At 73.2% G+C, this 26,794-nt stretch carries 29 protein-coding genes; 18 read left to right on the top strand and 11 right to left on the bottom strand.

Features of this window, described 5'->3' with window-relative positions; translation table 11 throughout:
• Window positions 1-5 precede the first annotated feature (5 nt).
• Window positions 6-1,157 carry a DUF6596 domain-containing protein gene (locus AB0J24_RS12880; RefSeq protein ID WP_358679852.1) on the top strand — a complete coding sequence of 384 codons (1,152 nt, stop codon included), beginning with the start codon at window positions 6-8 and terminating at the stop codon, window positions 1,155-1,157.
• Between the two features lie 7 nt (window positions 1,158-1,164).
• Here the strand turns inward: AB0J24_RS12880 and paaE are convergent, their stop codons facing one another.
• From paaE to AB0J24_RS12850, 6 genes are all read right to left on the bottom strand, one after another.
• Complete coding sequence (gene paaE / locus AB0J24_RS12875) at window positions 1,165-2,271, bottom strand: 1,2-phenylacetyl-CoA epoxidase subunit PaaE (protein ID WP_358679849.1); 1,107 nt, start codon at window positions 2,269-2,271, stop codon at window positions 1,165-1,167.
• On the bottom strand, window positions 2,271-2,780 hold the full coding sequence (paaD, locus tag AB0J24_RS12870; protein WP_358679846.1) for a 1,2-phenylacetyl-CoA epoxidase subunit PaaD: 510 nt from the start codon (window positions 2,778-2,780) through the stop codon (window positions 2,271-2,273). The genes paaE and paaD overlap by 1 nt, the downstream gene beginning before the upstream one ends.
• Window positions 2,777-3,676 (bottom strand): 1,2-phenylacetyl-CoA epoxidase subunit PaaC, encoded by a 900-nt coding sequence (gene paaC, locus AB0J24_RS12865; RefSeq protein WP_358679843.1) that lies wholly within the window; start codon window positions 3,674-3,676, stop codon window positions 2,777-2,779. Before paaC ends, paaD begins: the two co-directional genes overlap by 4 nt.
• Complete coding sequence (paaB, locus tag AB0J24_RS12860) at window positions 3,673-4,053, bottom strand: 1,2-phenylacetyl-CoA epoxidase subunit PaaB (protein ID WP_358679840.1); 381 nt, start codon at window positions 4,051-4,053, stop codon at window positions 3,673-3,675. The genes paaC and paaB overlap by 4 nt, the downstream gene beginning before the upstream one ends.
• On the bottom strand, window positions 4,050-5,012 hold the full coding sequence (paaA, locus tag AB0J24_RS12855; protein WP_358679838.1) for a 1,2-phenylacetyl-CoA epoxidase subunit PaaA: 963 nt from the start codon (window positions 5,010-5,012) through the stop codon (window positions 4,050-4,052). The genes paaB and paaA overlap by 4 nt, the downstream gene beginning before the upstream one ends.
• Before the next feature lie 101 nt (window positions 5,013-5,113).
• On the bottom strand, window positions 5,114-5,566 hold the full coding sequence (locus AB0J24_RS12850; RefSeq protein ID WP_358679835.1) for a MarR family winged helix-turn-helix transcriptional regulator: 453 nt from the start codon (window positions 5,564-5,566) through the stop codon (window positions 5,114-5,116).
• Window positions 5,567-5,652: 86 nt separating this feature from the next.
• On the opposite strand from AB0J24_RS12850, the gene AB0J24_RS12845 reads away from it, so the two are divergent.
• From AB0J24_RS12845 to AB0J24_RS12830, 4 genes are all read left to right on the top strand, one after another.
• Window positions 5,653-6,738: a substrate-binding domain-containing protein gene (locus AB0J24_RS12845; RefSeq protein WP_358679832.1), complete on the top strand. Its 1,086-nt coding sequence runs from the start codon at window positions 5,653-5,655 to the stop codon at window positions 6,736-6,738.
• 68 nt (window positions 6,739-6,806) lie between these two features.
• Complete coding sequence (locus AB0J24_RS12840) at window positions 6,807-7,097, top strand: zinc ribbon domain-containing protein (protein WP_358679829.1); 291 nt, start codon at window positions 6,807-6,809, stop codon at window positions 7,095-7,097.
• Between the two features lie 118 nt (window positions 7,098-7,215).
• Window positions 7,216-8,469: a formamidase gene (fmdA, locus tag AB0J24_RS12835; protein WP_358679826.1), complete on the top strand. Its 1,254-nt coding sequence runs from the start codon at window positions 7,216-7,218 to the stop codon at window positions 8,467-8,469.
• 10 nt (window positions 8,470-8,479) lie between these two features.
• On the top strand, window positions 8,480-9,118 hold the full coding sequence (locus AB0J24_RS12830) for an AmiS/UreI family transporter (protein ID WP_358679823.1): 639 nt from the start codon (window positions 8,480-8,482) through the stop codon (window positions 9,116-9,118).
• Between the two features lie 48 nt (window positions 9,119-9,166).
• On the opposite strand, the gene AB0J24_RS12825 is transcribed toward AB0J24_RS12830, so the two are convergent.
• The 5 genes from AB0J24_RS12825 to AB0J24_RS12805 all read right to left on the bottom strand — a co-directional run bounded on the left by AB0J24_RS12825 (window position 9,167) and on the right by AB0J24_RS12805 (window position 13,584).
• A complete protein-coding gene (locus AB0J24_RS12825; protein WP_358679820.1) occupies window positions 9,167-10,114 on the bottom strand; it encodes a calcium/sodium antiporter in 948 nt (315 codons plus the stop codon).
• An 89-nt stretch (window positions 10,115-10,203) separates the two neighbouring features.
• On the bottom strand, window positions 10,204-11,124 hold the full coding sequence (locus AB0J24_RS12820; protein ID WP_358679817.1) for a class I fructose-bisphosphate aldolase: 921 nt from the start codon (window positions 11,122-11,124) through the stop codon (window positions 10,204-10,206).
• A gap of 114 nt (window positions 11,125-11,238) precedes the next feature.
• A complete protein-coding gene (hypB, locus tag AB0J24_RS12815) occupies window positions 11,239-12,033 on the bottom strand; it encodes a hydrogenase nickel incorporation protein HypB (protein WP_358679814.1) in 795 nt (264 codons plus the stop codon).
• A gap of 2 nt (window positions 12,034-12,035) precedes the next feature.
• A complete protein-coding gene (locus AB0J24_RS12810) occupies window positions 12,036-12,374 on the bottom strand; it encodes a hydrogenase maturation nickel metallochaperone HypA (RefSeq protein ID WP_358679811.1) in 339 nt (112 codons plus the stop codon).
• 148 nt (window positions 12,375-12,522) lie between these two features.
• On the bottom strand, window positions 12,523-13,584 hold the full coding sequence (locus tag AB0J24_RS12805) for an AraC family transcriptional regulator (protein ID WP_358679808.1): 1,062 nt from the start codon (window positions 13,582-13,584) through the stop codon (window positions 12,523-12,525).
• Between the two features lie 194 nt (window positions 13,585-13,778).
• Between AB0J24_RS12805 and AB0J24_RS12800 the strand changes: the two genes are divergently transcribed.
• From AB0J24_RS12800 to hypE, 13 genes are all read left to right on the top strand, one after another.
• Window positions 13,779-14,306, top strand: a complete 528-nt coding sequence (locus AB0J24_RS12800; RefSeq protein WP_358679805.1) for a DUF1641 domain-containing protein — start codon at window positions 13,779-13,781, stop codon at window positions 14,304-14,306.
• A gap of 143 nt (window positions 14,307-14,449) precedes the next feature.
• Entirely contained in the window at window positions 14,450-15,421 is a 972-nt protein-coding gene (locus AB0J24_RS12795) for a hydrogenase (RefSeq protein ID WP_358679803.1), read from the top strand.
• A gap of 39 nt (window positions 15,422-15,460) precedes the next feature.
• Window positions 15,461-17,068: a nickel-dependent hydrogenase large subunit gene (locus tag AB0J24_RS12790; RefSeq protein ID WP_358679802.1), complete on the top strand. Its 1,608-nt coding sequence runs from the start codon at window positions 15,461-15,463 to the stop codon at window positions 17,066-17,068.
• A complete protein-coding gene (locus AB0J24_RS12785) occupies window positions 17,065-17,883 on the top strand; it encodes a hydrogenase maturation protease (RefSeq protein WP_358679800.1) in 819 nt (272 codons plus the stop codon). The genes AB0J24_RS12790 and AB0J24_RS12785 overlap by 4 nt, the downstream gene beginning before the upstream one ends.
• A 60-nt stretch (window positions 17,884-17,943) precedes the next feature.
• Window positions 17,944-18,135 (top strand): hypothetical protein, encoded by a 192-nt coding sequence (locus AB0J24_RS12780; protein WP_358679798.1) that lies wholly within the window; start codon window positions 17,944-17,946, stop codon window positions 18,133-18,135.
• A 17-nt stretch (window positions 18,136-18,152) separates the two neighbouring features.
• Window positions 18,153-19,484, top strand: a complete 1,332-nt coding sequence (locus AB0J24_RS12775; RefSeq protein WP_358679795.1) for a hypothetical protein — start codon at window positions 18,153-18,155, stop codon at window positions 19,482-19,484.
• 52 nt (window positions 19,485-19,536) lie between these two features.
• Complete coding sequence (locus tag AB0J24_RS12770) at window positions 19,537-20,442, top strand: NifU family protein (protein ID WP_358679793.1); 906 nt, start codon at window positions 19,537-19,539, stop codon at window positions 20,440-20,442.
• Window positions 20,439-21,635 carry an NHL repeat-containing protein gene (locus tag AB0J24_RS12765; RefSeq protein ID WP_358679790.1) on the top strand — a complete coding sequence of 399 codons (1,197 nt, stop codon included), beginning with the start codon at window positions 20,439-20,441 and terminating at the stop codon, window positions 21,633-21,635. Before AB0J24_RS12770 ends, AB0J24_RS12765 begins: the two co-directional genes overlap by 4 nt.
• On the top strand, window positions 21,632-24,067 hold the full coding sequence (gene hypF / locus AB0J24_RS12760; protein ID WP_358679787.1) for a carbamoyltransferase HypF: 2,436 nt from the start codon (window positions 21,632-21,634) through the stop codon (window positions 24,065-24,067). Before AB0J24_RS12765 ends, hypF begins: the two co-directional genes overlap by 4 nt.
• Window positions 24,058-24,309 carry a HypC/HybG/HupF family hydrogenase formation chaperone gene (locus AB0J24_RS12755; RefSeq protein ID WP_358679784.1) on the top strand — a complete coding sequence of 84 codons (252 nt, stop codon included), beginning with the start codon at window positions 24,058-24,060 and terminating at the stop codon, window positions 24,307-24,309. The genes hypF and AB0J24_RS12755 overlap by 10 nt, the downstream gene beginning before the upstream one ends.
• A complete protein-coding gene (locus AB0J24_RS12750) occupies window positions 24,306-25,037 on the top strand; it encodes a HypC/HybG/HupF family hydrogenase formation chaperone (protein ID WP_358679781.1) in 732 nt (243 codons plus the stop codon). The genes AB0J24_RS12755 and AB0J24_RS12750 overlap by 4 nt, the downstream gene beginning before the upstream one ends.
• Entirely contained in the window at window positions 25,034-25,681 is a 648-nt protein-coding gene (locus tag AB0J24_RS12745) for an SIS domain-containing protein (protein ID WP_358679778.1), read from the top strand. The genes AB0J24_RS12750 and AB0J24_RS12745 overlap by 4 nt, the downstream gene beginning before the upstream one ends.
• Window positions 25,678-26,790, top strand: coding sequence for a hydrogenase expression/formation protein HypE (gene hypE / locus AB0J24_RS12740; protein ID WP_358679775.1), 1,113 nt, complete (start codon window positions 25,678-25,680; stop codon window positions 26,788-26,790). The genes AB0J24_RS12745 and hypE overlap by 4 nt, the downstream gene beginning before the upstream one ends.
• The last annotated feature ends 4 nt before the right edge of the window (window positions 26,791-26,794 follow it).

The following is a 26,794-nucleotide window of genomic DNA, read 5'->3' as shown; positions in this document are numbered from 1 at the left end:
CGACGGTGGACGCGGCCCTGCTGCGGGCGCTCACCCCGGCGGTGACCGCGGTCCTCGTCCGCCGGGGCGCCGACTTCGCCGCCGCCGAGGACGCCGTGCAGGAGGCACTGGTCGATGCCGTCCGGGTCTGGCCGTCGGATCCGCCGCGCGACCCCAAGGGATGGCTGGTCACCACGGCCTGGCGGCGGTTCCTCGACGGGGCCCGGATGGAGACGGCCCGCCGCAGGCGTGAGGACCTGGTGGAGGCCGAGCCGCCCCCGGGCCCGGCCACCGGGACCGACGACGCGCTCGAGATGTACTTCCTGTGCGCCCACCCGGCCCTGACGCCGTCGTCGGCGGTGGCGCTGACGCTGCGCGCGGTCGGCGGGTTGACCACCCGCCAGATCGCGCAGGCGTTCCTGGTGCCGGAGGCGACCATGGCGCAGCGGATCAGCCGGGCCAAACGCACCGTGTCGGACGTGCGCTTCGACCGGCCCGGAGATGTGGCCGTCGTGCTGCGGGTGCTGTACCTGGTGTTCAACGAGGGGTACGCCGCGACCGGTGACGTCGACCTGGCCGTCGAGGCGATCCGCCTGACCCGGCGGCTCGCCGCCGGGCTCGACCACCCCGAGGTGGCCGGGCTGCTCGCGCTGATGCTGCTGCACCATGCCCGGCGCGCAGCTCGCACGGCGGCGGACGGGAGCCTGGTCCTGCTCGCCGAGCAGGACCGTGACCGGTGGGACACCGCGATGATCGCCGAGGGCGTGACGGTCCTGCAGGCCGCGCTGGCCCGCGACCGGTTGGGCGAGTACCAGGCGCAGGCCGCCGTCGCGGCACTGCACGCGGACGCACCGACCGCGGCCGAGACCGACTGGGTGCAGATCGTCGGGTGGTACGACGAGCTCGTCGCGCTGACCGGCAGTCCCGTCGTCCGGCTGAACCGGGCGGTCGCGCTCGGCGAGGCCGACGGTCCACGGGCCGGCCTGGCGGCACTCGCCGAACTGGACGGATCGCTGCCCCGGCACACCGCGGCGCGCGCGTACCTGACCGAGCGCGCCGGGGACCGGGCGGCGGCGGCCGCGCTGTACGCGGAGGCGGCCCGTAAGGCGACCGATCTCGGCGAGCGCGACCACCTGATCCGGCAGGCCGCGCGGCTCAACACCCGGCTGCGCGGCTGAGCACAGCTCAGGCGTCGAAGTCGACGGTCGCGGTGGCCGACACCGGCCGGCTCTGGCAGGTGAGCACGAAGCCGGCGGTGAGCTCGTCGTCGTCCAGGGCGAAGTTGCGCCGCATCTCGACCTCACCCGCGGTGACCTTCGCCCGGCAGGTGCCGCACACGCCGCCCTTGCAGGCGAAGGGCAGGTCACCGCGGACCTCCTGCGCGGCGTCCAGCACGGACTCGGTGCGGGGCAGACTCAGCGTGGTCGAGCGTCCGTTGAGGACGATCGTCACCTCGCTCCCGGTGCCGTCGGGGGCCGGGTCGTCCTCGGCGCGGTGCGGCTCCGGTGGGGGTTCACCGACGTAGAACAGCTCGCGGTGCACCCGGGTGCGGTCGACGCCGTGCTCGGTGAGCACGGTGAGGGCGTCCTCGGTCATCCCGAGCGGACCGCACAGCCACCAGTGGTCGACGTCGTGCACGTCGACCAGCCCGGTGAACAGCCTGCGCAGCCGGTCGGCGTCGAGCCTGCCGTTGACGATCTCCGCTTCGGTGGGTTCGCGGGACAGCACGGTGATCAGGTGCAGCCGCGGCCCGTGGACGTTCTTCAGGTCGGCGATCTCCTCGGTGAACATCACCGTGTCGGTGCGCCGGTTGCCGTAGACCAGGGTGACGTGGGTGTCGTCGTGCGCGGCCAGCACGGATGCCGCGATCGAGAGCATCGGGGTGATCCCCGAGCCGGCCGCGACGAGACCGTGGTGGGTGCCCGGGGCCTGCTGGGGGGTGAACGACCCGGCCGGGGGGCCGACCTCCACCAGGTCGCCCGGGGCGAGCCGGTCGACCAGCCACCCGGAGAACAGGCCGCCGTCGACCCGGCGGACCCCGACCCGGGGGGCGGCGCCGGCGGGGGAGCAGATCGAGTACGACCGGCGCTGCTCCCCGTCGGCGGTGACGGTCCGCAGCGTCAGGTACTGGCCGGGCCGGAAGGTGTAGTAGGCGCGCAGGTGCTCGGGCACGTCGAAGGTGATCGCGACGGCGTCGTCGCACAGGCGCTCGACGTCGGCGACCCGCAGCCGGTGGAAGCCCGCGGGCAGATCGGTCGGGGCGTCGGTCGTGCCGGGTTCGGTGAGCAGCATCAGAGTTCCTTCATGTGCTCGAACGGTTCCTGGCAGGCGGTGCAGCGGCGCAGCGCGGTGCACGCGGTCGGGCCGAACCGGGAGAGCTCCACGGTGGCCGGGGAGCCGCACTGCGGGCAGCGCACCACGGTCGAGGGCGGGTCGAGGGTCAGCGGGACCGGACCGGGCGGGTGCGCGGCGGCCGCACCGGGCGGGGCGACGCCCGCCTCGGCGAGCTTGCGCCGGCCCGCCTCGCTGATCCAGTCGGTGCTCCAGGCCGGGGACAGCACCGTCGTCACCTCGACCGGGCCGTACCCGGCCGCGGCCAGCGCACCGGCGATGTCGGCGCGCATCTCCTCGATCGCCGGGCAACCGGAGTAGGTCGGGGTGATCGTGACGGCGACCCGACCCTCGTGCTCGGTCACCGAGCGGATCACCCCGAGATCGTCCAGGGTGAGCATCGGCATCTCCGGGTCGACCACGGCGGCCACCACGTCGCGGGCACCCAGCCCGGGCAGCACCTCGCTCACCACGTCGCCCCCGGGTGCCTGCGGGCCAGGCTCTGCAGCACGACCAGCGCGTGCTCGAGCTTCTCGGTGTGCACGCCCTGGCGCCCGCCGCGGCCTCCGACGGTGCCGGTCGGGGGAACCTCGGGCCGGGTCAGCGTGGCCCGGGTGATCACCTGGTCCAGCACGGCGTGCACCTCGTCGCGGGTCCGCGCGGGATCGACGGCGACACCGGCGGCGACCAGCCGCCGCTCGACGTCACAGGTGCGGAACAGCTCGTCGAGGTGCGGCCACACCCACACCAGGCCGGCCTGCATGCGCGCGTGCGACTCCGCGGTCCCGTCGCCGAGGCGCAGGACCCAGCGGGCCGCGTGGTCACGGTGGTAGGTGAGCTCCTTGACGCCCTTCGCGGCGACGGCGGCCAGCACCGGATCGGCCGATCCCTGCAACCGGTGCAACAGGGCCAGGCGCCAGGCCGAGAACACCAGCAGGCGCGCGACGCAGCGGGCGAAGTCGAGATCGTCGGAGGGCTCGGTGAGCCCGACGCAGCGGAACTGTGCGACGTCGCGCCAGTGCGCGAGATCGTCCTCGGTGCGGGCGGTGCGCCCGGCGACGAACCCCTCGACGTGCCCGGCCCGGGAGAGCAGGACCCGGGCCTGGCCGAGCAGGTCGAGAGCGGTGTTGGCCAGCGCGACCTCCTCCTCCAGCTCGGGAGCGTTCGAGACCCACTCGGTTAGCCGGTGGCTGTAGACCAGCGCGTCGTCACCGAGCATCAGGCAGTACTCGGCCAGGTCGGCCGGGTCGACGCCGTCGGGCACCGGTGCGATCAGGTCCGCCCCGGCGTCGGAGAAGCCGGAGCCGAACGCCCAGCGCGGGTCGTCACCCTCCTCGGTGAGGGCGTCGTAGACCGATCCGCTCACAGGTGCGGCACCTCCTCCGGGATCGTGTAGAAGGTCGGGTGCCGGTAGACCTTGTCCGCGGACGGCGCGAAGAACGGGTCCTTCTCCTCCGGGCTCGACGCGGTGATCAGATCGGCCCGCACCACCCAGATGGAGACACCCTCGTTGCGCCGGGTGTACACGTCACGGGCGTTGTGCAGGGCCATCTCGTCGTCGGCCGCGTGCAGCGAGCCCACGTGCACGTGATTGAGACCCCGCTTGCCGCGCACGAACACTTCGTAGAGCGGCCAGGACCGGCGCGAGGGCCGCCGCCCGGAGCCGGTGTCGACACCGGTGGTGGGAACGGCCCCGTGCCCGCCCTCGGCGACGTGGCCCCCGGTGGGTTCGGTGGAGCTCACGCGCCCACCTCCGCCCGCGCCGCCCGCTTGTCCGCATAGGCCTGCGCGGCCTCCCGCACCCAGGCGCCGTTCTCGTGCGCCCGGCGCCGGTGCGCCAACCGCTGCTGGTTGGCCGGCCCCGCGCCCGAGACCACCGCCGTGAACTCCGACCAGTCCGGTTCGCCGAAGTCGTGCGCCTGCCGCTCCTCGTTCCAACGCAGGTCCGGGTCCGGCAGCGTGACACCGAGCGCGGCGGCCTGCGGAACGGTCATGTCCACGAACCGCTGGCGCAGCTCGTCGTTGGTGTGCCGCTTGATGCCCCACTCCATCGACTGGCGGGTGTTGGGCGAGTCGCCGTCAGCCGGGCCGAACATCATCAACGACGGCCACCACCACCGGTTCGTGGCCTCCTGCACCATCTCGCGCTGCGCCTCGGTGCCCGCCGTCATCGCCAGCAGCGACTCGTAACCCTGGCGCTGGTGGAACGACTCCTCCTTGCAGATCCGGATCATCGCCCGGGCGTAGGGCCCGTAGGAACAGCGGCACAGCGGGACCTGGTTGGCGATCGCCGCACCGTCGACCAACCAGCCGATCACCCCGATGTCGGCCCAGGACAGCGTCGGATAGTTGAAGATCGAGCTGTACTTCTGCTTCGCGTCGATCAGCTTCTCGGTCAGCTCCTCGCGATCCACCCCGAGGGTCTCCGCGGCGGCGTAGAGGTACATGCCGTGACCCGCCTCGTCCTGCACCTTGGCCAGCAGGATCGCCCGGCGCCGCAACGACGGCGCCCGCAGCAGCCAGTTGCCCTCCGGCTGCATGCCGATGATCTCGGAATGCGCGTGCTGGGCGATCTGGCGGATCAGGGTCCTCCGGTAGGCCTCCGGCATCCAGTCCCGCGGTTCGATGCGTTGGTCAGCCGCGATCGTCGCGTCGAACCGGGCCTGCAGGCTCTCCGGCGTGTGCGGGTCTGCCGTCGTCACGATCCACCTTCCAGCGACCGAATGTTCGTTCGTCTAGAGGGTGGACCAGTGCGCGTGCGAGCGCAAGAGGGGGTGGTGTGACCCGCCGGGCCGGGGTCTGCTCAGCCCGCCGGCGGGGCCGTCGCCGGGTCCGGCGCGGTTGCCGGTGCCAGGCCACCGGCGAGCCTGCGCAGCAGCTCGTCGAGCACCGCGACGTCCGGGCCGACGATCTCGGCGAACCGTTCCCGGACGGCGGCCACGGCGGCGTCCCACCGGGCGAGCGCCTCCCGGCCGCGGGCCGAGGCGAAGATCAGGACCCGGCGCCGGTCGTGCTCGTCGGGCCTGCGGAGCACGAGGTTCGCCGACACCATGCGGTCGACGAGCTTGGAGCACTTGGGTGCCAGCAGCAACGCGTGCTCGGCGACGACGTTCATCGGGCAACCGCCCCGGTCGGCGAGCAGTGACAGCACCCGCCACTGGTCGAGGTCCGCTCCCGCGGAGCGCAACGCGTCGTCGAGTCGTTGCGTGGCAGCACGTTCGACCATCGAGAGCAGGCGCAGGGTCTCGTCGTTCACCTGAACGCACCCCGGTCGGACATCAGCCTCGACCATCCCCCCGAACAGACCAGTACATGCAGGTCGAACCCCTCTAGCGTAGCCGCATGGCGCCATCGCGTCTCACCTTGCCGCCCGCGCGCCGGCGCGATGCGCTCACGATGGCGCTCGTCGTCCCGTTGCAGGGGCCCGCCGGGATCTTCGGCCCGTCCTGTGAGAGCTGCGGGACGCTGGCGATGGAGGAGACCAACGAGGAGGGTGGCGTGCTGGGCCGGGAGCTGCGCCTGCTCCCGGTGGACGGCGGCGCCGCACCGGCCGAGGTCGCGCGCGAGGTCGCCGCGCTGGTCACCGCCGGCACGGTGGAGGCCGTCGCCGGCTGGCACATCTCGGCCGTGCGCGAGGCCGTCGCGCCGGCGATCGGCGGCCGGGTGCCGTATGCCTACACCGCGCTCTACGAGGGCGGCGAGCACCGGCCCGGTGTCTTCCTCACCGGTGAGACGCCCGACCTGCAGCTCGGTCCGACCCTGGACTGGTTCGCCGAGACGGTCGGTGTCCGGCGCTGGACGATCGTCGGCGACGACTACGTCTGGCCGCGCCGATCGGCCGACGCGGCCCGCCGCTACCTGCGGCGGATCGACGGCACCGTGTGCGACGAGATGTACGTGCCGCTGGGCACCACCCGGTTCGACGCGGTGGTCAGGCGGGTCGAGCGCAGCGGTTGCGAGGCGGTACTGATGTTGCTGATCGGCGACGACGCCGTCGAGTTCAACAAGGCGTTCGCCGCCGTCGGGATGGACCGCGACATCCTGCGGTTCAGCTCGCTGATCGACGAGAACGTGCTGCTCGCCTCCGGGGCCGAGAACACCCGCGGCCTGATGACCTCGGCCGGCTACTTCGAGGACCTCGCCACCGCCTCCGGGCTCGACTTCGCGGCCTGGTACTCGCGTCGCTTCGGCCCGGAGGCACCGGTGCTGAACAGCCTGGGCGAGTCCTGCTACGAGGGCGTGCGGTTGCTGACGGCACTGATGCGCCGGGCCGGGTCGACCGACGTGCGGTCGATGCTGGCGGTGTCGGACGGGTTGTCCTACGAAAGCCCGCGCGGCACGGTCGAGCTGCGGGACCGGCATCTGCAGCAGCGGGTGTTCCTCGCGGCCGCCGACGGTCTGAGCTGGGACGTCATCCAGCAGCTGTGACCGTTGACACCATGCGCGCTCCGCTATAGCTTTCCCAGGAAATTATTTCCTGACCGAGCGAGGCTGTCATGGCGACCTACACGTACCGGTGCGGGACCGACGGTCCGGTCGACGTCCGGCTGCCGATCGGCACCGCTCCGGCGACCCTGTCCTGCCCGGCCTGCGGCGCCGTCGCGGACCGGCTGATCACCCCGCCGATGCTCGGACTCGCCGACCGGAACCGGATGGCCCTGATCGACCGCACCGAGGCCAGCCGGACCGAGCCGCAGGTCGTCACGTCACTGCCGTCGGCGGGCACCGGACCGCGCCCGGCCACCACCCGCCTCGATCCCCGTACCCGGGGCCTCCCGCGCCCCTGAACCGCCGGTCCGAGCCACACCCGGACCGCTACTCGCGACGGGCCACCGGCCCGCCGCGCTGTCCCGTCCGCCCCGGTCCCTCCGGGCCGGTCACCGATGAGATGAAGGTGCGTTCGCCATGCCCAAGAACGTGTTCCCGCTCGACTCCCGCAAGAAGTTCACCGAGCAGCAGATCGTCGGCCACAACCGGTGGCACCCGGACGTCCCGGCGCAGGTCCGGGTACGCCCCGGCGACAGCTTCCGGGTCGACTGTCGCGAGTGGTTCGACGGGGCCATCCGCAACGACGACTCCGCCGACGACATCCTCAACGCCCCGCTCGCCGGCGTGCACGTGCTCTCCGGCCCGATCCACGTCGAGGGCGTACAGCCGGGTGACCTGCTCATCGTCGACATCCTCGACGTCGGCCCGATCCCGCAGGAGGACTCCGGTCCGCTCGCCGGGCAGGGCTGGGGTTACACCGGCGTGTTCGCCACCGGCAACGGCGGCGGCTTCCTGACCGAGCAGTTCCCGGACGCCTACAAGGTGATCTGGGACTTCCAGGGCGGGGTCGCCACCTCCCGGCACGTCCCGCACGTGTCCTTCACCGGCATCGTGCACCCCGGGCTGATGGGCACCGCGCCCTCGCACGAGCTGCTGCGCACCTGGAACGCCCGCGAGCAGGCCCTGATCGACACCGACCCGCAGCGCGTCCCGCCGCTGGCGCTGCCGCCGAACCCGGACTCGGCGATCCTCGGCACGCTCACCGGCGCCGACTTCGAGCGCGCCGCCGATGAGGCGGCCCGCACGGCGCCGCCGCGGGAGAACGGTGGCAACCAGGACATCAAGAACCTCACCAGGGGCAGCCGGGTCTTCTACCCGGTGTTCGTCGACGGCGCGAAGCTGTCGATGGGCGACCTGCACTTCTCCCAGGGCGACGGTGAGATCACCTTCTGCGGGGCGATCGAGATGGGCGGGTTCATGGACCTGCACGTCGACGTCATCAAGGGCGGGATGGAGAAGTACGGCGTCGCCGAGAACGCGATCTTCATGCCCGGCCGGACCGACCCGCAGTACAGCGAGTGGCTGGCGTTCTCCGGTACTTCGGTGACCCTGTCCGGCGAGCAGCGCTACCTCGACTCACACCTGTCGTACCAGCGGGCCTGCCTGCACGCGATCGACTACCTGACCCAGTTCGGCTACTCGCCCATCCAGGCCTACATGATCCTGGGCGCGGCGCCGATCGAGGGCAGGCTGTCCGGCGTCGTCGACATCCCGAACTCGTGCTCCACGGTCTACCTGCCGACCGAGATCTTCGACTTCGACGTCCGCCCGGGCAAGGACGGCCCGGCGAAGATCGACCCGGGGCAGGGCGTCCCGGTGGCCCGGGGCTGAGGTACCGGCGATGGGATCCGTCGGTCTGCTGTTCGTCGGCGCCGTCCTGTTCATCAACGGCGTGATGCTGCTGGGATGGGTGGAGGCGCGCTCGGCCGCACCGATGAACTTCTTCGTCGGTGGGCTGCAGATCGTCACCCCCACCTATCTGATCTTCACCGCGGACGGGGACGCGAACGCCATCCTGTTCGCCTCCGGGCTGTACCTGTTCTCGTTCACCTATCTCTACGTCGCGCTGAACCTCACGCTCGGACTCGACAGCAGCGGACTGGGTTACTTCTGCTTGTTCGTGTTCCTGTCCGCGCTGGTGTTCTCCTGGGTGAACTTCACCCGCTTCGCGGACCCGGGATTCGGCGTGATCTGGCTGCACTGGGCGTTCCTGTGGCTGCTGTTCTTCCTGCTGCTCGGTCTCAAGCAGGAGCGACTCGGTCGCTACACCGGCGCGGTCTGTGCGATCCAGGGCTGGGTGACGGCCTGGTTCCCGGCACTGCTGCTGCTGACCGGTGCGTACGACCAGTGGGCAGGCACGCTCGGCGTGGCCCTCGCGGTGTTCGGCGTCGTCGTCTACGGCGCGCTCTACGTCGTGCTCGGACGCCGGTCGGACGGGGTACCGGCGGCCCCGGCGCAGGACCGGACCGTGCGCGCCTGAGCGTGGCACCGCACGGGGCGGGCCGCGGTCGGGACCGACCGCGGCCCGCTACGTGCGGGAGAGGATCAGCCAGGTGAGGTACGCCAGGTAGACGGCGACGAGCGTGCCTCCCTCCAACCGGGTCAGCTTCGCTCCGGTCCGCATCGCGATCGCGGTCCCGACGGTCGCGACCGCCAGCAGCACCAGATCGGCGTCGACCACGTCGGGCGGGACGTCGATCGACGCGCCCGGCGCGGCGAGCACCGTGACGCCCAGGACCAGCGCGATGTTGTACACGCTGGAGCCGACCAGGTTCCCGATCGCCAGCCCGGTCTCGCCGCGGACGATCGCGACCAGCATCGTCACCAGCTCCGGTGCCGAGGTGCCGATCGCGACGACGGTCAGCCCGATCACGGCCTCGTCCACCCCGAACGCCCGCGCCCCCTGCGCCGCGCCGTCGACCAGCAACTCGGCGCCGACGACGACCAGCGCGATCGACACGGCGAGCACCAGCAGCTGCAGGACCGGGCCACCGCCCGCCCCGCCGGCCCCGGCCTCCACGGCCACGTCCTCCCGCCGGCTCGTCCGGAAGATCAGCACCGTGTAGGCCACGGCCCCGGCGACCAGCAGTGCGCCGTCCACCGGCCCCAGCGAGCCGTCCCGGGCCAGCACGAAGAACAGCAGCGTCGCGACGACCATCGCGGGCAGGTCGAACCGCAGCGTCCGGTTGCTGAACAGGACCGGCCGCAGCAGCGCGCCCAGACCGAGCACGAACAGCAGGTTGACCAGGTTCGTCCCGACGATGTTCCCGGTGGCCAGGCCCGCGCTGCCCGAGCGGGCGGCGTCGATGCCGATCGCGAGCTCCGGCAGGCTCGTCCCGACCGAGACGACGGTCAGGCCGATGATCATCGGGGACAGCCCGAGCCGGCTCGCGAGCCGTGAACCGGCCCGCACCAGCAACTCGGCGCCGGACAGCAACAGGGCGAGACCGCCGAGTCCGAGCAGGATCGCGTGCACGCGGGATCACCCCGTACCGGTGGCGGGCAGGCACATGGGGCCAGCGTCCCAGCCCGGTGGGGAGCCGGCGTCGCCGCACCCGGGGAGGATCAGGCGATCCGCAGCCGGGGCCGGACGGGACGCAGCACCGCCGACATCCGCTGCACCGCGCCGAGCAGTTCCACCCGCGCGCCCTGCGGGGCGCCACCGGGTCCGCGCAGGCGGCGGGCGACCGGAGCGGTCAGGCTCCGCCCCAGGCAGAACGTCAGTGGCCGGCTCGGATCCGGTGCCTGGGCCGCTGCCAGCAGGCCCGCGCCGTCGTCCGGTCCGTCGGGGCCGGTGTGCAGCGCGATCCCCGCGAACCCGGACGGGACCACGCAGCGGAGCACCTCCCGGGTCAGCTCGCCGTGATGCACCGGATCGACCCGCTGCCCGGACCCCGTGCCGGGCAGCGCCGATCCGGGACCGAGCACGGTCGCCCGCGGATCCACACCGGCGTCGTCGAGCTCTGCGACCAGCCGGGTCAGCAGGGCCGCGAGGGTGGTCGCGGCCGTGTCGGCGGAGTGGGTGCCGTCCCGGGCGATGCCGCAGTGCAGGAGCGGGACGAGCCCGGCGTCCTGGGCCGCCCGCGCGTACCGGGCGAGCACGTTCGCGTTGGACCGGACCGCCCACACCGAGGCGCCGGCGACGGTGCGGGCCCGGCAGACCACGAACCGGGCCCCGGCCCGGGCGTGCCCGGCCATCCGCTCCGGCAGTCCGTCCGTACCACCGACGACGGTCTCACCGGGTGCACCGGGCAGCGGGACCCGGCCGGGATCGGCCCGCACGCCCGCGACGATGCCCGGCCCGGTACCGGGGTGGAAGGACGACGCGGGGAGGACGAGCCCGCTCACGTACTCCTGCAGGCCGGGGGTCGTGGCGACCAGCCGCCGCAACCCGTGCCCGTCCGGGCCGCCGGGGCCCGCGTCGAGCGCGAGGATCCCCCGGGGATGCTCGACGAGTGCACTCGCCGTCGTCCGCAGCCCGTGCATGGGCACCTCCTTCGACGACCGCCGGCACCGCGCCACCGGTCGTGCCGCGACGCTAGGCCCGGCGAGCGGCTCCCGGCCTCCCCGCAGCGGAGGATCCCGCGGGGTATCCGCCGGTCACCGCCCGGCGGTGGTGAGCCAGTCGCACCACCGGTCGATCCCGGCGCCGGTGACGACACTCGTCTCGACGACGGCGACGCCCGGGTTGACCGCGCGCAGGTTGCGGTAGAAGTCGTCGAGCTCGAACGGGAGGTGCGGCAGCAGATCGATCTTGTTCACGACGATCAGGTCCGCGGACCGGAACATCACCGGGTACTTGAGCGGCTTGTCCTCGCCCTCGGTCACCGAGAACACCATCGCCCTGGAGTGCTCCCCGACGGCGAACTCGGCCGGGCAGACCAGGTTGCCGACGTTCTCGATGATCACCAGGTCGAGCTCCTCGAGCGGCAACCGGGGGAGCGCCGAGCGGACCATCGGGGCGTCCAGATGGCACTCGCCGCCGAACCCGTTGCCGGTGTTCACCAGGGTGATCGCGGCGCCGAGCCCGTGGAGGCGGTCGGCGTCCAGGCTGGTCTCGATGTCGCCCTCGACGATCCCGATCCGGGGGGTGCCGGCCAGCCGTTGCAGGGTGGCCCGCAGCAGCGAGGTCTTGCCGGCGCCGGGTGAGGACATCAGGTTGACCACCGTGACCCCGGCCGACTCGAAGTCCGCCCGGTTGGCGGCGGCGGTGGCGTCGTTCTCGTCGAAGATGCGCTCGAGCACGCTCACCCTCTCCGGCCCGGTGTCGTAACCGGAGTGGTCCCCGTGCGGGTGCCCGCCGTGACTGTGTTCGCTGTGGCTGTGTTCGCCGTGGCCGTGGCCGTGGCCGTGGCCGTGGCCGTGCGCGTCGTCGTGGCGGTGGAATCGACCCATGGTCAGGCCTCCGTGAGTTCGAGGGACGTGATGAGGAATTCCTCCCCGGTGACGACCTGCACCGCGGTCCCGCCGCAGTGCGTGCACACCAGGACCGGCGCGTCGAGCTCGCTGGTCCCCGCGCAGACGGTGCAGCGGATCCGCGCCGGCACCGACTCGATGCACAGCTCCGAGCCACCGAGCGGCGTGTCGGCGTTCACCAGCGACCAGCAGTACTCCAACGTCGCGGGCACGACCTGTCGCAGATGTCCCACCTGCAGGTTCACCCGCCGGACGCGTGCGGTGTCGGCATGCCGCTCGACGACCCCGACGATCGAGCGGCACAGGGACAGTTCGTGCACGACGGCTCCTCCGGGTGGGCGGTGACGATCTGGGCGGTGACGATCAGGGCGGTGACGTTCGGGTCGGCGGCGTCGGGTCGGCGGCGTTCGGGTCGGTGATGATCAGGCCGGTGACGTTCGGGGCCGGTGAGGTCCGGGCCGGCGACGCTCAGCGGCGCAGCGTCTCCGACGGGGACTCGCCCCAGCGCTTGCGGTACTCCACCGAGAAGCTCCCGAGATGCTGGAAGCCCCACCGCTGCGCGACGGCGGTGACGGTCACCCCGTCGCCCGGCATCGCGTCGGTCAGCTCGTCGCGGATCCGGTTCAGTCTGCGCTCCCGGATGTAGGCGACCGGGGACATCCCGAGCTCGTCGCGGAAGGCCTGCTGGATCGAGCGCACGCTCATGTGCACGCTGCCCGCGAGCGTCGCCATCGAGATCCGCTCGCCGAGGTGCGCCTCGATGTACTCGGCGGCCTCGCGCACCACCCGGCGCCCGGTGGAGTTCGTGGGCCGGGTCAGGTCGGCGTGGTAGTTCGAGGGCTGCAGGTACAGCAGGCTGGACATCAGCAGCTCCTCGACCGCCCCGATCCCGTGGCCGTGCTGGACCAGCGAGTCCGGGTAGAACACCTCGGCGTGCAGCAGCTGCACCGCGGTGTTCCACCGCATCGCAGGCTCCGCGGCGAGGTCGAACTCCGGGGCGAAGCTGATCGGGTGCGGGAGCCGCCGGCCCAGCAGCCGGGTCAGGTATGCCAGCAGGGCCTGCTCCTCGATCCGGAGCACCAGGATCGGCGAGTCGTGGTCGAAGTGCATGGTGAGCGCGGTGCCCGGGCTGGTGACCAGTGCACGCACCGTGTTCGCCTCGAAGGCGATTCCGGACCCGTGCTCGCACACCACCCGGCCGTTGGTCGGCATGCAGACCGTGAAGTAGGGCCCGAGGGCCGGGATGTCCAGCGTCGCGGCCACCGTCAGGTCCAGGTACAGCAGGCTGATGTCGCGGAGCTGGACGCCGAACAAGCTCGCCGCGAACCCGGGCTCCTCCGGTCGGCGCAGGTCCAGCGTCGCGGCCGACAGGACCTTGCCGACCATGAAAGCCGCTTCCCACAGCTCCTCCGAGTAGAAGATCTCGTGCTCGGCCAGTGCCGGCGGGACGCCGCGGGACCGGACCTTTCGTCGGACGGGCCCCCGGGTTCGCCGGATGTCGATCGAGCGCAGTCGGGACAGACGTGACATGAGCCGCTCACAACTCCGTGATCCGCGAGGAATCCTCCACCCTGCACGCAAGTCCGTCCCGGAGAACAGCGCATGACCGTCACAAGGTCAGCGCAATCACGACAGTCGCTGCGCAGAAGAGATAGGCCGGGTCCGTCTTCGGGCCTAGCCTTGTGCCTCGCCTCACACATCCGCCCAGCACCGAGGAGGACCCCGTGACCGTCAACGGTCAGCTCGCCGCGCGGTCGCCGGCCGACGGGCTCGCGGAGCGGTTGGACGACCCGAAGGTGGCCGCCGCGCTCGGCGACATCCTCGAGCACGCCGACCTGCTCGCGCTGCTCGTCGAGTCGCTCGACGGCTTCGTCCGGCGCGGCGACGTCATCACCGAGGCCGTCGCCGACGGAGTCCGGGACCTGCGGTCGGTCGGTCTCCCGGCGGAGCTGGCGGACGTCGACCTGCGAGGGCTGGTCGGCAGCCTCGCCACGCTGTCCGGCGGGGTCGCCGGTGCGACCCCGCAGCTGCAGACCCTGCTCACCTCGTCGCTGCTGACCGATCCGCGGACGGCGGACACCCTGGTCCTGTTCGGTGAGGCACTGGTGGCGGGCCGGGAGCGTGCGTCGGCGGCACCCGCTCCGCCCTCCGGCGTGTTCGGGCTGTTGCGCACGCTGCGCGACGACGACGTCGCCCGCGGACTCGCGGTCCTCGTCGAGACGGCCCGTGCACTGGGCCGTCGCCTCACCTGAGCGCGCTCCCACCACCACATCCGCACTCCCACCACCACACTTCCGAACAGAAACCACACTTCCGAACAGATTCGCACCGGCGGCCCGGCTGCCGGCCCACCACACGGCCCGCCGCGCGGCGAGCCTGCCGAGAGGAGTCCCCCATGGCGTCCGTGCTGTGGTTCCAGGGCGGAGCGTGCAGCGGGAACACGATGTCGTTCCTCAACGCCGAGGAACCGAACGTCGTCGACCTGATCGTCGACTTCGGGCTGGATCTGGTCTGGCACCCGTCGCTCGGGCTGGAGCTGGGCAAGAACGCGCAGAAGGTCTTCTGGGACTGCGTGAACGGCGATCGCCCGCTGGACATCTTCGTGTTCGAGGGCACCGTCATCGAGGCGCCCGACGGCTCCGGGCGGATGGACATGTTCGCCGACCGGCCGATGAAGGACTGGGTCACCGACCTGGCCGCGGCGGCGCAGATCGTGGTCGCCATCGGTGACTGCGCCTGCTTCGGCGGGATCCCGGCGATGGAGCCGAACCCGTCCGGTTCGACCGGACTGCAGTTCCACAAGCGGGCCAAGGGCGGGTTCCTCGGCCCCGACTTCAAGTCCAAGATGGGGCTACCGGTGATCAACGTGCCGGGCTGCCCCGCGCACCCCGACTGGATCACCCAGATCCTCGTCGCGCTCGCCACCGGCCGGGCGGGCGACATCACGCTCGACGACATGCACCGGCCGGAGACGTTCTTCAAGTCCTTCACCCAGACCGGCTGCACCCGGGTCCAGTTCTTCGAGTACAAGCAGTCCACGTACTCGTTCGGGGAGGGCACCCGCACCGGCTGCCTGTTCTACGAGCTCGGCTGCCGCGGGCCGATGACGCACTCGCCGTGCAACCGGATCCTGTGGAACCGGCAGTCGTCGAAGACCAGGGCCGGCATGCCGTGCCTGGGCTGCACCGAGCCCGAGTTCCCGCACTTCGATCTCGCACCGGGGACGGTGTTCAAGACGCAGAAGGTCAGCGGGGCCATCCCGAAGGAGGTCCCCGAGGGAAGCGACCACCTGACCTACATGGCGCACGCCGCGGCAGCGAAGATCGCGGCGCCGCAGTGGTCCAAGGAGGACATGTTCGTCGTCTGACCGGCCGTCCCGACCGACGCTCCGAAAGGACCCACCACCATGACCACACTCGATCTCCACGTCAGCCCGCTCGGCCGGGTCGAGGGCGACCTCGACGTCCGGGTGACCGTCGACGACGGCGTCGTCACCTCGGCCTGGACCGAGGCCGCGATGTTCCGCGGTTTCGAGATGATCCTGCGCGGCAAGGACCCCCAGGCCGGCCTGATCGTGACCCCGCGGATCTGTGGCATCTGCGGCGGCAGCCACCTCTACAAGTCGGCCTATGCGCTGGACACGGCATGGAAGACGCACATGCCGCCCAACGCCACCCTGATCCGCAACATCTGCCAGGCCGCGGAGACGCTGCAGTCGATCCCGCGGTACTTCTACGCGCTGTTCGCGATCGACTTCACGAACAAGAACTACGCGAAGTCCGCGTTGTACGAGGAGGCCGTCCGCCGGTTCGCCCCCTACGTCGGTACGAGCTACCAGCCGGGGGTGGTCCTCTCGGCCAAGCCGGTCGAGGTCTACGCGATCTTCGGCGGGCAGTGGCCGCACTCCAGCTTCATGGTGCCCGGGGGCGTCATGTGCGCCCCGACGCTGGCCGACGTCACCCGGTCCATCGCGATCTTCGAGCACTGGAAGGACAACTGGCTCGAGAAGCAGTGGCTGGGTTGCTCGGTGGAGCGCTGGCTGGAGAACCGGACCTGGTCCGACGTGCTGGCCTGGGTCGAGGAGAACGAGTCGCACTACAACAGCGACTGCGGTTTCTTCATCCGCTACTCGCTCGACATCGGGCTCGACCGCTACGGCCGCGGGGTCGGGAACTTCCTGGCGACCGGCACCTACTTCGAGCCGTCGCGCTACGAGAACCCGACCATCGACGGGCGCAACGACGCGCTGATCGGCCGCTCCGGCATCTACGCCGGTGGCACCTGGCACGCCTTCGACCAGGCCCGGGTCACCGAGGACGTCACGCACTCGTTCTACGAGGGCACCGGCGCGCTGCACCCGTTCGAGGGCGAGACCAACCCGATCGACCCGGCCGTCGGTGCCCAGCAGGGCAAGTACAGCTGGGCGAAGTCGCCCCGCTACGACGTCCCGGGCCTCGGGCACGTCCCGCTGGAGGCCGGGCCGCTGGCCCGCCGGATGGCGGCGGGCGCGCCGGGCGCGGCCGCCCACCAGGACGAGGACCCGCTGTTCGTCGACATCGTGGCCAAGATGGGGCCGAGCGTGTTCGTCCGCCAGCTGGCGCGGATGCACGAGGCACCCAAGTACTACTCGTGGGTGCGGAACTGGCTGGACCAGCTGGACCTGAAGGAGAGCTTCTACACCAAGCCCACCGAGTACGCGGAGGGCAAGGGCTTCGGCTCCACCGAGGCGGCCCGCGGTGCACTGTCCGACTGGATCGTGATCGAGGACAACAAGATCAAGAACTACCAGGTGATCACGCCGACGGCCTGGAACATCGGGCCGCGCGACGGCGCCGAGGTGGCGGGCCCGATCGAGTCCGCGCTGGTCGGCTCGCCGATCGTGGACGCCGAGGACCCGGTGGAGCTCGGGCACGTGGCGCGCAGCTTCGACTCCTGCCTGGTGTGCACCGTGCACGCCTACGACGGGAGGACCGGGCGGGAACTGTCGAAGTTCGTCGTCAACGGAATGGTGTGAGTCCGACGTCCGCCACCGAACCCCCGGACCTGGAACCGCCCGGCTGCGCCGTGCTGGTGATCGGCTGCGGGAACCTGCTGCGGGGTGACGACGGGGTCGGCCCGGTGCTCGTGCGCCACCTGTGGGAACGCGGTGTCCCGGACGGCGCCCGGCTGGTCGACGGCGGCACCGCGGGGATGGACGTCGCGTTCCAGATGCGCGGCGCCGATCGCGTCGTCGTCGTCGACGCTGCGGCGACCGGCTCGGACCCGGGCACCGTGTTCCGCGTTCCGGGCGCCGAGCTGGCCGACCTGCCTCCGCTCGAGGGGGTGCACACGCACTCGTTCCGTTGGGACCATGCGATCGCACTGGCCCGGTGGGCGCTGGCGGAGGCCTGCCCGGACGACATCACGGTGTTCCTGATCGAGGTGGCAGGCGTGGAGCTCGGCGCCGAGCTGTCCGAGCCGGTGCGGCGAGGGATGGAACAGGTGATCGAGATGGTGGAGCGGGAGTACCTCGCGGAGCTCCGGCCCGACGCCGGCGCGGACGACCCGGTGGAGTTCACCCCGGACGGCTACCTGCGGTTGCCGGCCCGGCTCGCGGCCGGCCGGTTCCCGTCGGACGCGGCGGTCGCCGCGGTACGCGACGACGACCTCTGGCTGGTCCCGCTGACCGGCCCGCGCAGCGGGGGCCTGCTGCTCAAGCAGCGCAACCCGGCCGGGGACCGGTCGGTCCTCGTCCGGGAGGTGCTGGGGGAGCGGGTGGTCAGCGGGCCGCGCCCGACCGCATGGGACGACGAGCAGAAGGCGTTGCGGATCCCGCTCCGGGAGACGTGACCGGCGATGAGCGGGACACCGGACGAGCGGCCCGGGGCCACGCCCCGTCCGGAAAGCCCCGTGGACGAGGCACTGGACGTGCACACCGAGGTCGTGCACGAGCGCGGCCGGTGGGTCGTCGAGATCGTCGTCGTCTTCGCCGACGGTGTGGTCCGCAAGCGCATCAGTTCCCATCCGACCGAGGCACGGGCCCGGATCTCCGCCCGGCTGATCCGCCGCGCCGCCGAACGAGACCAGCGAGACCAGCGATGAACACGAGGGACCCCCAGATGGCCGACCGACCGCACGATCCCGGCCCGGCCGGGCTGCTCACCCGACCGCAGCCGCTCGGCGTCCTGCCGCTGCCGCTCGGGTACCTCCTGGTACCGGCCGGAACGGACACCGACCCGGCCCGTCTCGACCTGCTCGCCGGGCGGGTGCCGGCGCGCTGGCCGGACCGGTTGCGTGCCCACGAGCTGGCGCTGGCCGGGGACCGGGACGGTGCGCTCGCCGTGCTGGACGCCGATCCCGAGCCCGGACCGGTCGCCCGGTACAACCGCTTCGTCCTCGACCCGGACGCGCCGGCCCCGCGCGGCACCGACCCGGACCGGCTCCGCCGGGAGCTGGGGGAGCTCGGTGTGCTGGTCGACCTGGTGCTGTTCGCGCTCGGCCGGACCGACCAGCCCCCCGGCTCGTCCGGCGCGGTGGCCGACGGTGACGTGGCCGACGGCGAGGTGGCCGACGGCGAGATCGGCGCGCTCGTGCTGTCCGCGCAGGCCGCCCACGTGCTCGGCACCGACGGGCCCGCCGCCGCCGTGGCCCTGCTGGACCGGGCCGTCGAGCAGGCCGCACCGGTGTCACCGCCGCTGGCCGGCCTGCTGCACGCGGCCGCCGCCGGGATCCTGCGCGAACACGGTGACCTCGGCTGCGTGGCCCGCTTCGAGCAGGCGCTGGCCCTGCTCGACGACGCCGACGGCGTGGCCGTCGGCCGGGCCGAGGTGCACCTGGAGCTGGCCGGGGCGCTGCACGAGCAGGCGGACGACCGGCCCGACATGCTGAACCGGGCCGTCCCGCACTACCACGCGGCGCTGCAGCTGGTGCGCCGCGAGGACGCGGCGCTGACCTGGGCCGCGGCGCACGCCGGACTGGCCACGGCCTATCTGACGATGCCGATGGTCGAGGCCTCCGGGCAGCTGCGGCTGGGGATCGCGGCCCAGTCGCTGCGGGCGGCGCTGACCGTCTACACCCGCGAGGACCACCCGGCCGAGTGGGCGAGCCTGCAGCTGAACCTCGCCAACTCGCTGGTCTACGGCCCGACCGCGCACCGCGAGGAGAACCTGGTCGACGCCGTCGAGATCTACGAGGCGGTGCTGCAGACCCGGGACCGGCACGCCGATCCGCTCGGCCGGGCCAGGGTGCTCAGCAACCAGGGGACCGTCCTCGCCCACCTCGGGGCGTTCGACGACGCCAAGGCCCGCCTCTACGAGGCGCGCTTCCTGTTCGAGGAGCACACCGACGAGGCGTCGGTGCGCGCGGTGCGCGGTGTGCTCGACGAGATCGCCCGGCAGACCGCACTGGCCCGCACCGCCGAGCACGACGCACCGGCACCGGCCCCCGGCTGATCCCGGCCCGCCCCGGACGACGGACCACCCACCACCACAGCGAGGAACGGCCATGACGACCTCGGTATCCCCCACGGCCCCGGCTGCCGAGCCGGGCACCGAACCGACCTTCGAGGAGCTCGCCGGCCGCGTCGACCGTGCCGTGAGCGCACTGGCCGACCTCGACCCGGCCGCGCGGGCCGCCGCCGAGGAGCTGCGGGCGGCGCTGGAGGCGGTGCATCGGGCCGGGCTGGTGCAGATCGTCCGCCGGCTCAAGGCCGACGAGGCGACCCGGCCCGCCCTGTTCGAGCTGGCCGACGAGCCGGTGGTGCGGATGCTGCTGTCGCTGCACGGGATCGTGCGCGAACCCCCGTCGGTCCGGGCCGAACGGGCTCTGGCCGGGGTGCGACCGCAGCTGGCGAGCCACGGCGGGAACGTGCTGCTGGACCGGGTGGAGGGCGCGACCGCGTTCGTCCGGCTGGAGGGTGCCTGCAACGGTTGCTCGATGTCCTCGGTGACGCTGCGCAACCTCGTCGAGTCCAGCCTGGTCGAGGGCGTACCGGAGATCACCACCGTCGAGGTGCTGCCGAACGAGCCGTCGCCGACCCTGATCCCGCTCGACGAGCTGCGGATCGGCCCGGACCCGGCGACCCAGGGCTGGTCGCGGGCCGGGTCCACCGCGCAGTTCCCGGTGGGGGCGGTGCACCCGGTCGAGGTGGACACACCCGGCGGGCGGGCCTCGCTGGTCGTGGTGAACGTCGACAACGGGCTCGCCGCGTTCCGCAACGCCTGCGCGCACGAGGGGCTCCCGCTCGACGACGCGCTGCTCGACGTCACCGCGGGCACGCTCACCTGCCCGTGGCACGGGTTCTGCTTCGACGCCGGCTCCGGGGAGTGCCTGAGCGCGCCCGGCGCCCAGCTCGAACGGCTCCCGATGCGGGTCGAGCGCGACACCGTCTGGGTCCGGGCCGAACCGTGAGCCGGCTGACGGTCCGGCACAGCATCGGCGGGCGCCCGACACGCGTCGATCCCGGCACCGACCCGGCGCTGGCCGGTGGCTGGGCACCGGGCGTCCGGCTGGGCGCACCCGCGACCGGCGGGTTGGCCCTGCCCTCGGCGACGCCCTCGCGGTCCTGGATGTACTCGCCGCGCGGGGTGCACCTGGACCCGGGCCTGCTCGCCGTCGCCGACACCGGCAACCACCGGGTGCTCCTCTGGCACGGCGGGCCGGACACCGACGAGCAGCCGGCCGACGTCGTGCTCGGCCAGCCGGACGCGACCACCGAGGGCCGCGCGGCGGGCGGACGCGGCCCGGCGAACGGGATGAACCTGCCCACCGGCGTGCTGGTGCACGACGGGCGGCTGGTCGTCGCCGACGCGTGGCACCACCGGATCCTGGTCTGGGACTCCGTCCCGCGCTCCGACGACGTCGCCCCCGACCTGGTGCTCGGCCAGCCGGGCCCGGACAGCGTCGAACCGAACGCCGGCGGCGCCTGCTCGGCGGCCACGTTCTACTGGCCGTTCGGCGTCGGGATCGTGGACGGACGGTTCTGGGTCGCCGACACCGGCAACCGCCGGGTGCTCGGCTGGGACGGCGGGATCCCCGGCCCCGGACGCCCCGCGGACGTCGTGCTCGGTCAGCCCGGCCCGGCAGCGCGGGAGGAGAACCGCGGCGAGGGCGTCGGCCCGGCGAGCTTCCGGTGGCCGCACGCGGTCACCGGCCGGGACGGTCTGCTGCTGGTCGCCGACGCCGGTAACCACCGGGTGCTGGGCTGGGCACCCGCCCCGGACGCCGACCGGCCCGCCGGCTTCGCGATCGGCCAGCCCGGTCTGGACACCGGGGACGAGTGGCCCTACGCCCCGCAGACCGCCGCCGGGTTGCGCTTCCCCTACTCGGCCTGCCTCGACCCGTGCGGCGACCGGTTCGCGGTGGCCGACACCGCCAACAACCGGGTGCTGCTGTGGGACACGGTGCCGACCGACGGGCGCGGCGCCCGGCACGTGCTGGCCCAGCCGGACTTCGCCGGCAACGGGGAGAACCGGTGGGCGGCCGTGCTCGACGACACGCTGTGCTGGCCCTACGGACTGTCCCTGCACGGCGACCGGCTCGCGGTGTGCGACTCGGGCAACAACCGGGTCGTGCTGTGGCACCGCACGGAGGCGGGCTCGTGAGCGCCCCGGCCGCCGGTGCCCTCCGTCGCCGGGCCGTGGTGACCGGCGTCGTCCAGGGCGTCGGGTTCCGTCCGTTCGTGCACCGGCTGGCCACCGCGCTGGAGCTGGGCGGGTTGGTCGGCAACGACTCCGCGGCGGTGTTCCTGGAGGTCGAGGGCCCACCCGCCGCGCTCGACGAGTTCGACCGCAGGCTGCGCACCGAGGCGCCCCCGCTCGCGCGGATCGAGTCGGTCCACTGGACCGACCTGCGGGCGACCGGCGCCGGTGCCTTCCGGATCGACGGGAGCCGGGCGTCCGGGGGAGCGGCGACCACGGTCCCCCCGGACGTCGCCACCTGCGCCGCCTGCCTCCGCGAGCTGTTCGACCCGGCCGACCGCCGCTACCGGCACCCGTTCGTCACCTGCACCGACTGCGGCCCGCGGTTCACGATCATCCGCGGCCTCCCCTACGACCGCCCGGCCACCACGATGGCCGGGTTCGCGATGTGTGAGCGCTGCGCCGCCGAGTACGCCGATCCGGCCGACCGGCGCTTCCACGCCCAGCCGGTGGCCTGCCCGGACTGCGGCCCGGTCCTGACCTACCGGTGCGCGCACGGTGGGCCGGCCGGGGACGCCGGCCGCTGTGCGGAGGACGGGCGCACCGGTGACGCCGCGATCGCCGCGGCGCAGCGCGCCCTCGCGGCCGGCCGGATCGTCGCCGTCAAGGGGATCGGTGGCTACCACCTGGCCTGTGCCGCGGACGACGCCGTCGCGGTGGCCGAGCTGCGCCGGCGCAAGGCCCGAACCGGCAAGCCGTTCGCACTGCTGGTCCGTGACGTCGACACCGCACGGCGCTACGCGCGGATCTCCCCGGACGAGGCGGCGGTGCTGGGCTCGGCGCAGCGGCCGGTCGTGCTCCTGGAGCGCCGGCCCGGGGCGCCGGTCGCCGAACAGGTCGCACCGGCGAACCCGCTGCTCGGACTGCTGCTGCCCTACACCCCGGTGCACCACCTGCTGCTCGCGCCGGTCCCCGGCGACCCGGCCCCCGTCCCGGACGCGATCGTGCTGACCAGCGCGAACCTCAGCGACGAGCCGCTGTGCCACACCGACGCTGACGCCCGTGACCGGCTGCCGGGGCTGTGCGACGCGGTGCTCGACCACGACCGGCCGATCGAGGTGCCGTGCGACGACTCGGTGGTCCGGGTCGTCGACGGCGAGGAACTGCCGATCCGGCGGTCCCGCGGGTACGCCCCGTTGCCGATCGACCTGGGGGTCACCGGGCCGCGGGTGCTCGCCGTCGGTGGCGAGCTCAAGAACACGTTCTGCCTGACCGACGGCAGGCACGCCTTCTGCTCGGCGCACGTCGGTGACATGGGATCGCTGGAGACCACCCTCGCGTTCGACCGGGCCGTCGAGCGGCTCACCGCCCTGCGCGGGCGTCCGGAGCGGGTGGTCGCCGACCTGCACCCCGGCTACCTCACCCGGGGCCGGGCCGAACGGCTCGCCGGGGACCGTCCACCCGATCTCGTGCAGCACCACCACGCGCACGTGCTGGCGTTGCTCGCCGAGCACGGACGGCTGGGCAGCCCGGTCGTCGGCGTCGCCTTCGACGGGACCGGTCACGGCACCGACGGCACCGTCTGGGGCGGGGAGATCCTGCTGGTCGGAGCGGACGGTCACCGGTTCACCCGGGCCGGCCACCTCGCACCGGTGCCGCTGCCCGGCGGTGACGCCGCGGTCCGCAACCCGTGGCGGATGGCGCTGGTGCACGCCCGCGCGGCCGGGGTGGCCCGCACCGCGGACCTGGCCCCGGTGCGGGCCACCTCCGCCGCCGAGCGGGCCGCGCTGGAGTCCCAGCTGGACAGCGGTGTGGGCTGTGTGCCGACCAGCAGTGTCGGCCGGCTGTTCGACGCCGTCGCGTCCCTGCTCGACGTGCGGCACCGGATCGCGTTCGAGGGTCAGGCCGCGATCGAGCTGGAGGCGCTCGCCGCGACCGCGACGTCGGGCGCGGCACCGGGCGGACGGTCCCGGTGGCCGGTGCCCGGGTTCGGTGTCGGCCCCGACGGCGTCCTCGATCCGGGCCCGGTGATCCGCGGGATCGTCGCCGGGCTGCGGCACGGGATCCGGCCGGCCGAGCTCGCCGCGGCGTTCCACCGGGCGCTGGCCGACGCCGTCGTCCGGGCCGTCGCGGTCCTCGCCCCCGGTCGACGGACGGTCGGCCTGACCGGCGGCGTCTTCGCGAACGTGCTGTTGCTGCGGGAGACCCGGCGGCGGCTGCAGGCCGCCGGGCACGAGGTGCTCACCCACCGGGTGGTCCCGCCCAACGACGGCGGTCTGGCGCTCGGCCAGGCTGCGACAGCGGTACTGACGGCCCTGGCGGAGCGACCCGGCTCCGGGGGACCGTCCGCCGTCCACCACCACGCACGACCAGGAGGGTCCAGCCCATGTGCCTAGGAATCCCCGGGCAGGTGATCCGGGTCTGGGACGCCGAGACCGGCGCCCGCATGGCTCGGGTCCGCTTCCCGGACACCGAACAGGACCTCTGCCTCGCCTACGTCCCGGACCTGCAGGTCGGGGAGTACACGATCGCGCACGCCGGGTTCGCGCTCAGCCATGTCGACGAGGCGGCCGCCATGGCGACGTTGCGGACCATGGTCGAGTACGGCGTCCTCGAGGACCGGGGGGTGTCCTCGTGACGACCGCACCGGAGACCGGGACGGACGCGGGCCTCGCCCCCGAACTCGCCGACGACCTCGCGGCCGCCGCCCTGACACTGGCCCGCCGCTTCTCCACCGGGGCGACCCTGTGGTGTGTGGCGCCCGCCTGGGAGCCGCACGCGCAGCACGTCGCGGTCGAGTTCGTCCACCCGGTGGTCGTCGGGGCCAGGGCGTTGCCGGCCGTCGCCCTCACCGACCGCGACCCGGTCGCGACCGCGCGGCTGTCGGTGCGCCCGGGCGACGTGGTGCTCGCCGTCGCGGACGCGGCGGACCCGTACGTCCGGGAGATCGCCCGCCGGGCGCCCGCCTGGGGCGCGACCACGATCTGGATCGGGCACGGTGCGCGCCCGCCCGCGGGGTCGGCCGATCACGTCCTGTGGCACGACGACCCCGACCCGGCGCAGCCGGCGACCGGTGGCTTCGTGCTGCTCTACCACCTGCTGTGGGAGCTCACGCACGTCTGCTTCGAGCATCCCGGCCTGCTCACCACCGAGGGCTGCACCGACGAGGTGTGTGTGACCTGCAGCGACGAGGGCCGGGTGGTCGAGGTGACCGATCCCGGCACCGGGTCGACCGCGCTGGTCCGCACCCCGGACGGCGAGCAGGAGGTGGTGGTCGACCTGGTCGGGCGGGTCCGCCGCGACGACCTGCTGCTGGTGCACGCCGGGGCGGCGCTGCGCGTGCTGAGTGCGGAGGGCACCCGATGAGCTCCGGTTTCCTCTACCCGTTCCTGGACGCCCGGGAGCGGGACCCGGGCCCGCTGCTGGCCGATCTCGCCGCCTCCGCGGTCGCCAAGTCGACCGAGAGCGCCCGGCTGCGCCGCGCGACCGCCGAGGACTGCGCGGCCGACGTCGAGCGGGCCGCCGCCGCGGTGGCCGAACGGTTCGCCGCCGGCGGGCGGATGTTCACCTTCGGCAACGGCGGCAGCTCGACCGACGCCGCCACCCTCGCCGCGCTGTTCGCCCACCCGCCCGCCGGTGCCCGGCCGTTGCCGGCCTGGTCGCTGACCGCCGACCAGGCGATCCTCACCGCGCTCGGCAACGACGTCGGCTTCGACCTGGTCTTCGCCCGGCAGCTGATCGCCCGCGGTGCGGACGGCGACATCGCCGTCGCGATGTCCACCAGCGGCAGCTCCCGGGACCTCACGGCGGCACTGGCACAGGCCCGGCGGAGCGGGATGTTCACGATCGGGTTCGCGGGCTACGACGGCGGATCGTTCGCCACGAGCACCGACCTCGACGTCTGCTTCGTGGTCCGGTCGCAGAGCGTGCACCGGATCCAGGAGGCACAGGCGCTGCTCGGCCACCGGTTGTGGTCCGCGGTGCACCGGATGCGGGAGGAGCGACGATGAGCGGGACCGTGCAGCAGTACCGGGAGTCCGGTCCGGGGTTCGCCGAGGGCGAGGTGATCGACCGGATCGAGGCGTTCCGCCGACGCAGGCCACGGCTGCGCGAGGAGCGGATCACGCTCGCCCACGGTGCCGGCGGGAAGTCCTCGCAGGCCCTGGTCGACGCCGTCTTCCTGGAGGCGTTCCGGAACCCGGCACTGGCCGACCTCGGCGACGGCGCGGTGCTCGCCCCACCGGGCGGGCAGCGGATCGCGGTGTCCACCGACTCCTTCGTGGTGTCGCCACGACGCTTTCCTGGCGGGTCGATCGGGCATCTCGCCGTGCACGGAACGGTCAACGACCTCGCGATGGCCGGGGCCGTCCCGGCCTGGCTGACCGCGGCGTTCGTCCTCGCCGAGGGTCTCGAGATCGCCGAGCTGAAGGAGATCGTCGCGGACATGGCGTCGGCCGCCGCCGAGGCGGGGGTGACGATCGTCGCCGGTGACACGAAGGTCGTCCCGCAGGGCGCGGCGGACGGTGTGTACATCACCACGACCGGGGTCGGGTCGGTGCCCGACGGCCGGACGCTGTCCGCGGCCGCGGTGCGCCCCGGCGACCGGGTCGTGCTCTCCGGGTTCATGGGCGACCACGGCATGGCGATCATGCTGGCCCGCGGTGACCTGGCGATCGAGGCCGACATCCGTTCCGACACCGCGGCGGTCGCCGGGGCGGTGGCGGACCTGCTCGCGGCCGCGCCGTCCACCCGGTGGCTGCGCGACCCCACCCGTGGCGGGGTCGGCACCGTCTGCAACGAGCTGGCCGTGGCGAGCGGGCTCGGCGTCGTGCTCGACGAGGAGGCGCTGCCGGTCCGCCCGGTCGTCGCCGGGGCCTGCGAGATGCTCGGCATCGACCCGCTCTACGTCGCCAACGAGGGCAAGTTCCTGGCCGTGCTCGCCCCGGACGAGGTGGACGCCGGTCTGGCGGCGCTGCGTGCCCATCCGCTCGGCGCGGACGCCGTGGTGATCGGCAGCGTCACCGCGGAACCCGCGGACACCGTCGTCCTCCGGACCGGCTTCGGCGGCACCCGGATCGTCGACACGCTCGTCGGCGACCCGCTGCCCCGGATCTGTTGAGAGG

It is taken from the genome of Pseudonocardia sp. NPDC049635 (genome assembly GCF_040659795.1).
GTDB lineage: Bacteria > Actinomycetota > Actinomycetes > Mycobacteriales > Pseudonocardiaceae > Pseudonocardia.
Note: the sequence above shows the minus strand (reverse complement) of the source record. Positions and strands in the feature narration are given on the sequence as shown.

Excerpts from the sequence above, each read along its gene's own strand:
- AB0J24_RS12830 (WP_358679823.1), top strand. The coding sequence starts at position 8,480 with ATGGGATCCGTCGGTCTGCTGTTCGTCGGCGCCGTCCTGTTCATCAAC.
- AB0J24_RS12790 (WP_358679802.1), top strand. The coding sequence starts at position 15,461 with ATGACCACACTCGATCTCCACGTCAGCCCGCTCGGCCGGGTCGAGGGC.
- AB0J24_RS12770 (WP_358679793.1), top strand. The coding sequence starts at position 19,537 with ATGACGACCTCGGTATCCCCCACGGCCCCGGCTGCCGAGCCGGGCACC.
- hypB (WP_358679814.1), bottom strand. The coding sequence starts at position 12,033 with ATGGGTCGATTCCACCGCCACGACGACGCGCACGGCCACGGCCACGGC.
- AB0J24_RS12755 (WP_358679784.1), top strand. The coding sequence starts at position 24,058 with ATGTGCCTAGGAATCCCCGGGCAGGTGATCCGGGTCTGGGACGCCGAG.
- AB0J24_RS12820 (WP_358679817.1), bottom strand. The coding sequence starts at position 11,124 with ATGCACGGGCTGCGGACGACGGCGAGTGCACTCGTCGAGCATCCCCGG.
- AB0J24_RS12795 (WP_358679803.1), top strand. The coding sequence starts at position 14,450 with ATGGCGTCCGTGCTGTGGTTCCAGGGCGGAGCGTGCAGCGGGAACACG.
- fmdA (WP_358679826.1), top strand. The coding sequence starts at position 7,216 with ATGCCCAAGAACGTGTTCCCGCTCGACTCCCGCAAGAAGTTCACCGAG.
- AB0J24_RS12745 (WP_358679778.1), top strand. The coding sequence starts at position 25,034 with ATGAGCTCCGGTTTCCTCTACCCGTTCCTGGACGCCCGGGAGCGGGAC.
- AB0J24_RS12845 (WP_358679832.1), top strand. The coding sequence starts at position 5,653 with ATGGCGCCATCGCGTCTCACCTTGCCGCCCGCGCGCCGGCGCGATGCG.
- AB0J24_RS12840 (WP_358679829.1), top strand. The coding sequence starts at position 6,807 with ATGGCGACCTACACGTACCGGTGCGGGACCGACGGTCCGGTCGACGTC.
- hypE (WP_358679775.1), top strand. The coding sequence starts at position 25,678 with ATGAGCGGGACCGTGCAGCAGTACCGGGAGTCCGGTCCGGGGTTCGCC.
- AB0J24_RS12805 (WP_358679808.1), bottom strand. The coding sequence starts at position 13,584 with ATGTCACGTCTGTCCCGACTGCGCTCGATCGACATCCGGCGAACCCGG.
- AB0J24_RS12775 (WP_358679795.1), top strand. The coding sequence starts at position 18,153 with ATGGCCGACCGACCGCACGATCCCGGCCCGGCCGGGCTGCTCACCCGA.
- paaE (WP_358679849.1), bottom strand. The coding sequence starts at position 2,271 with ATGCTGCTCACCGAACCCGGCACGACCGACGCCCCGACCGATCTGCCC.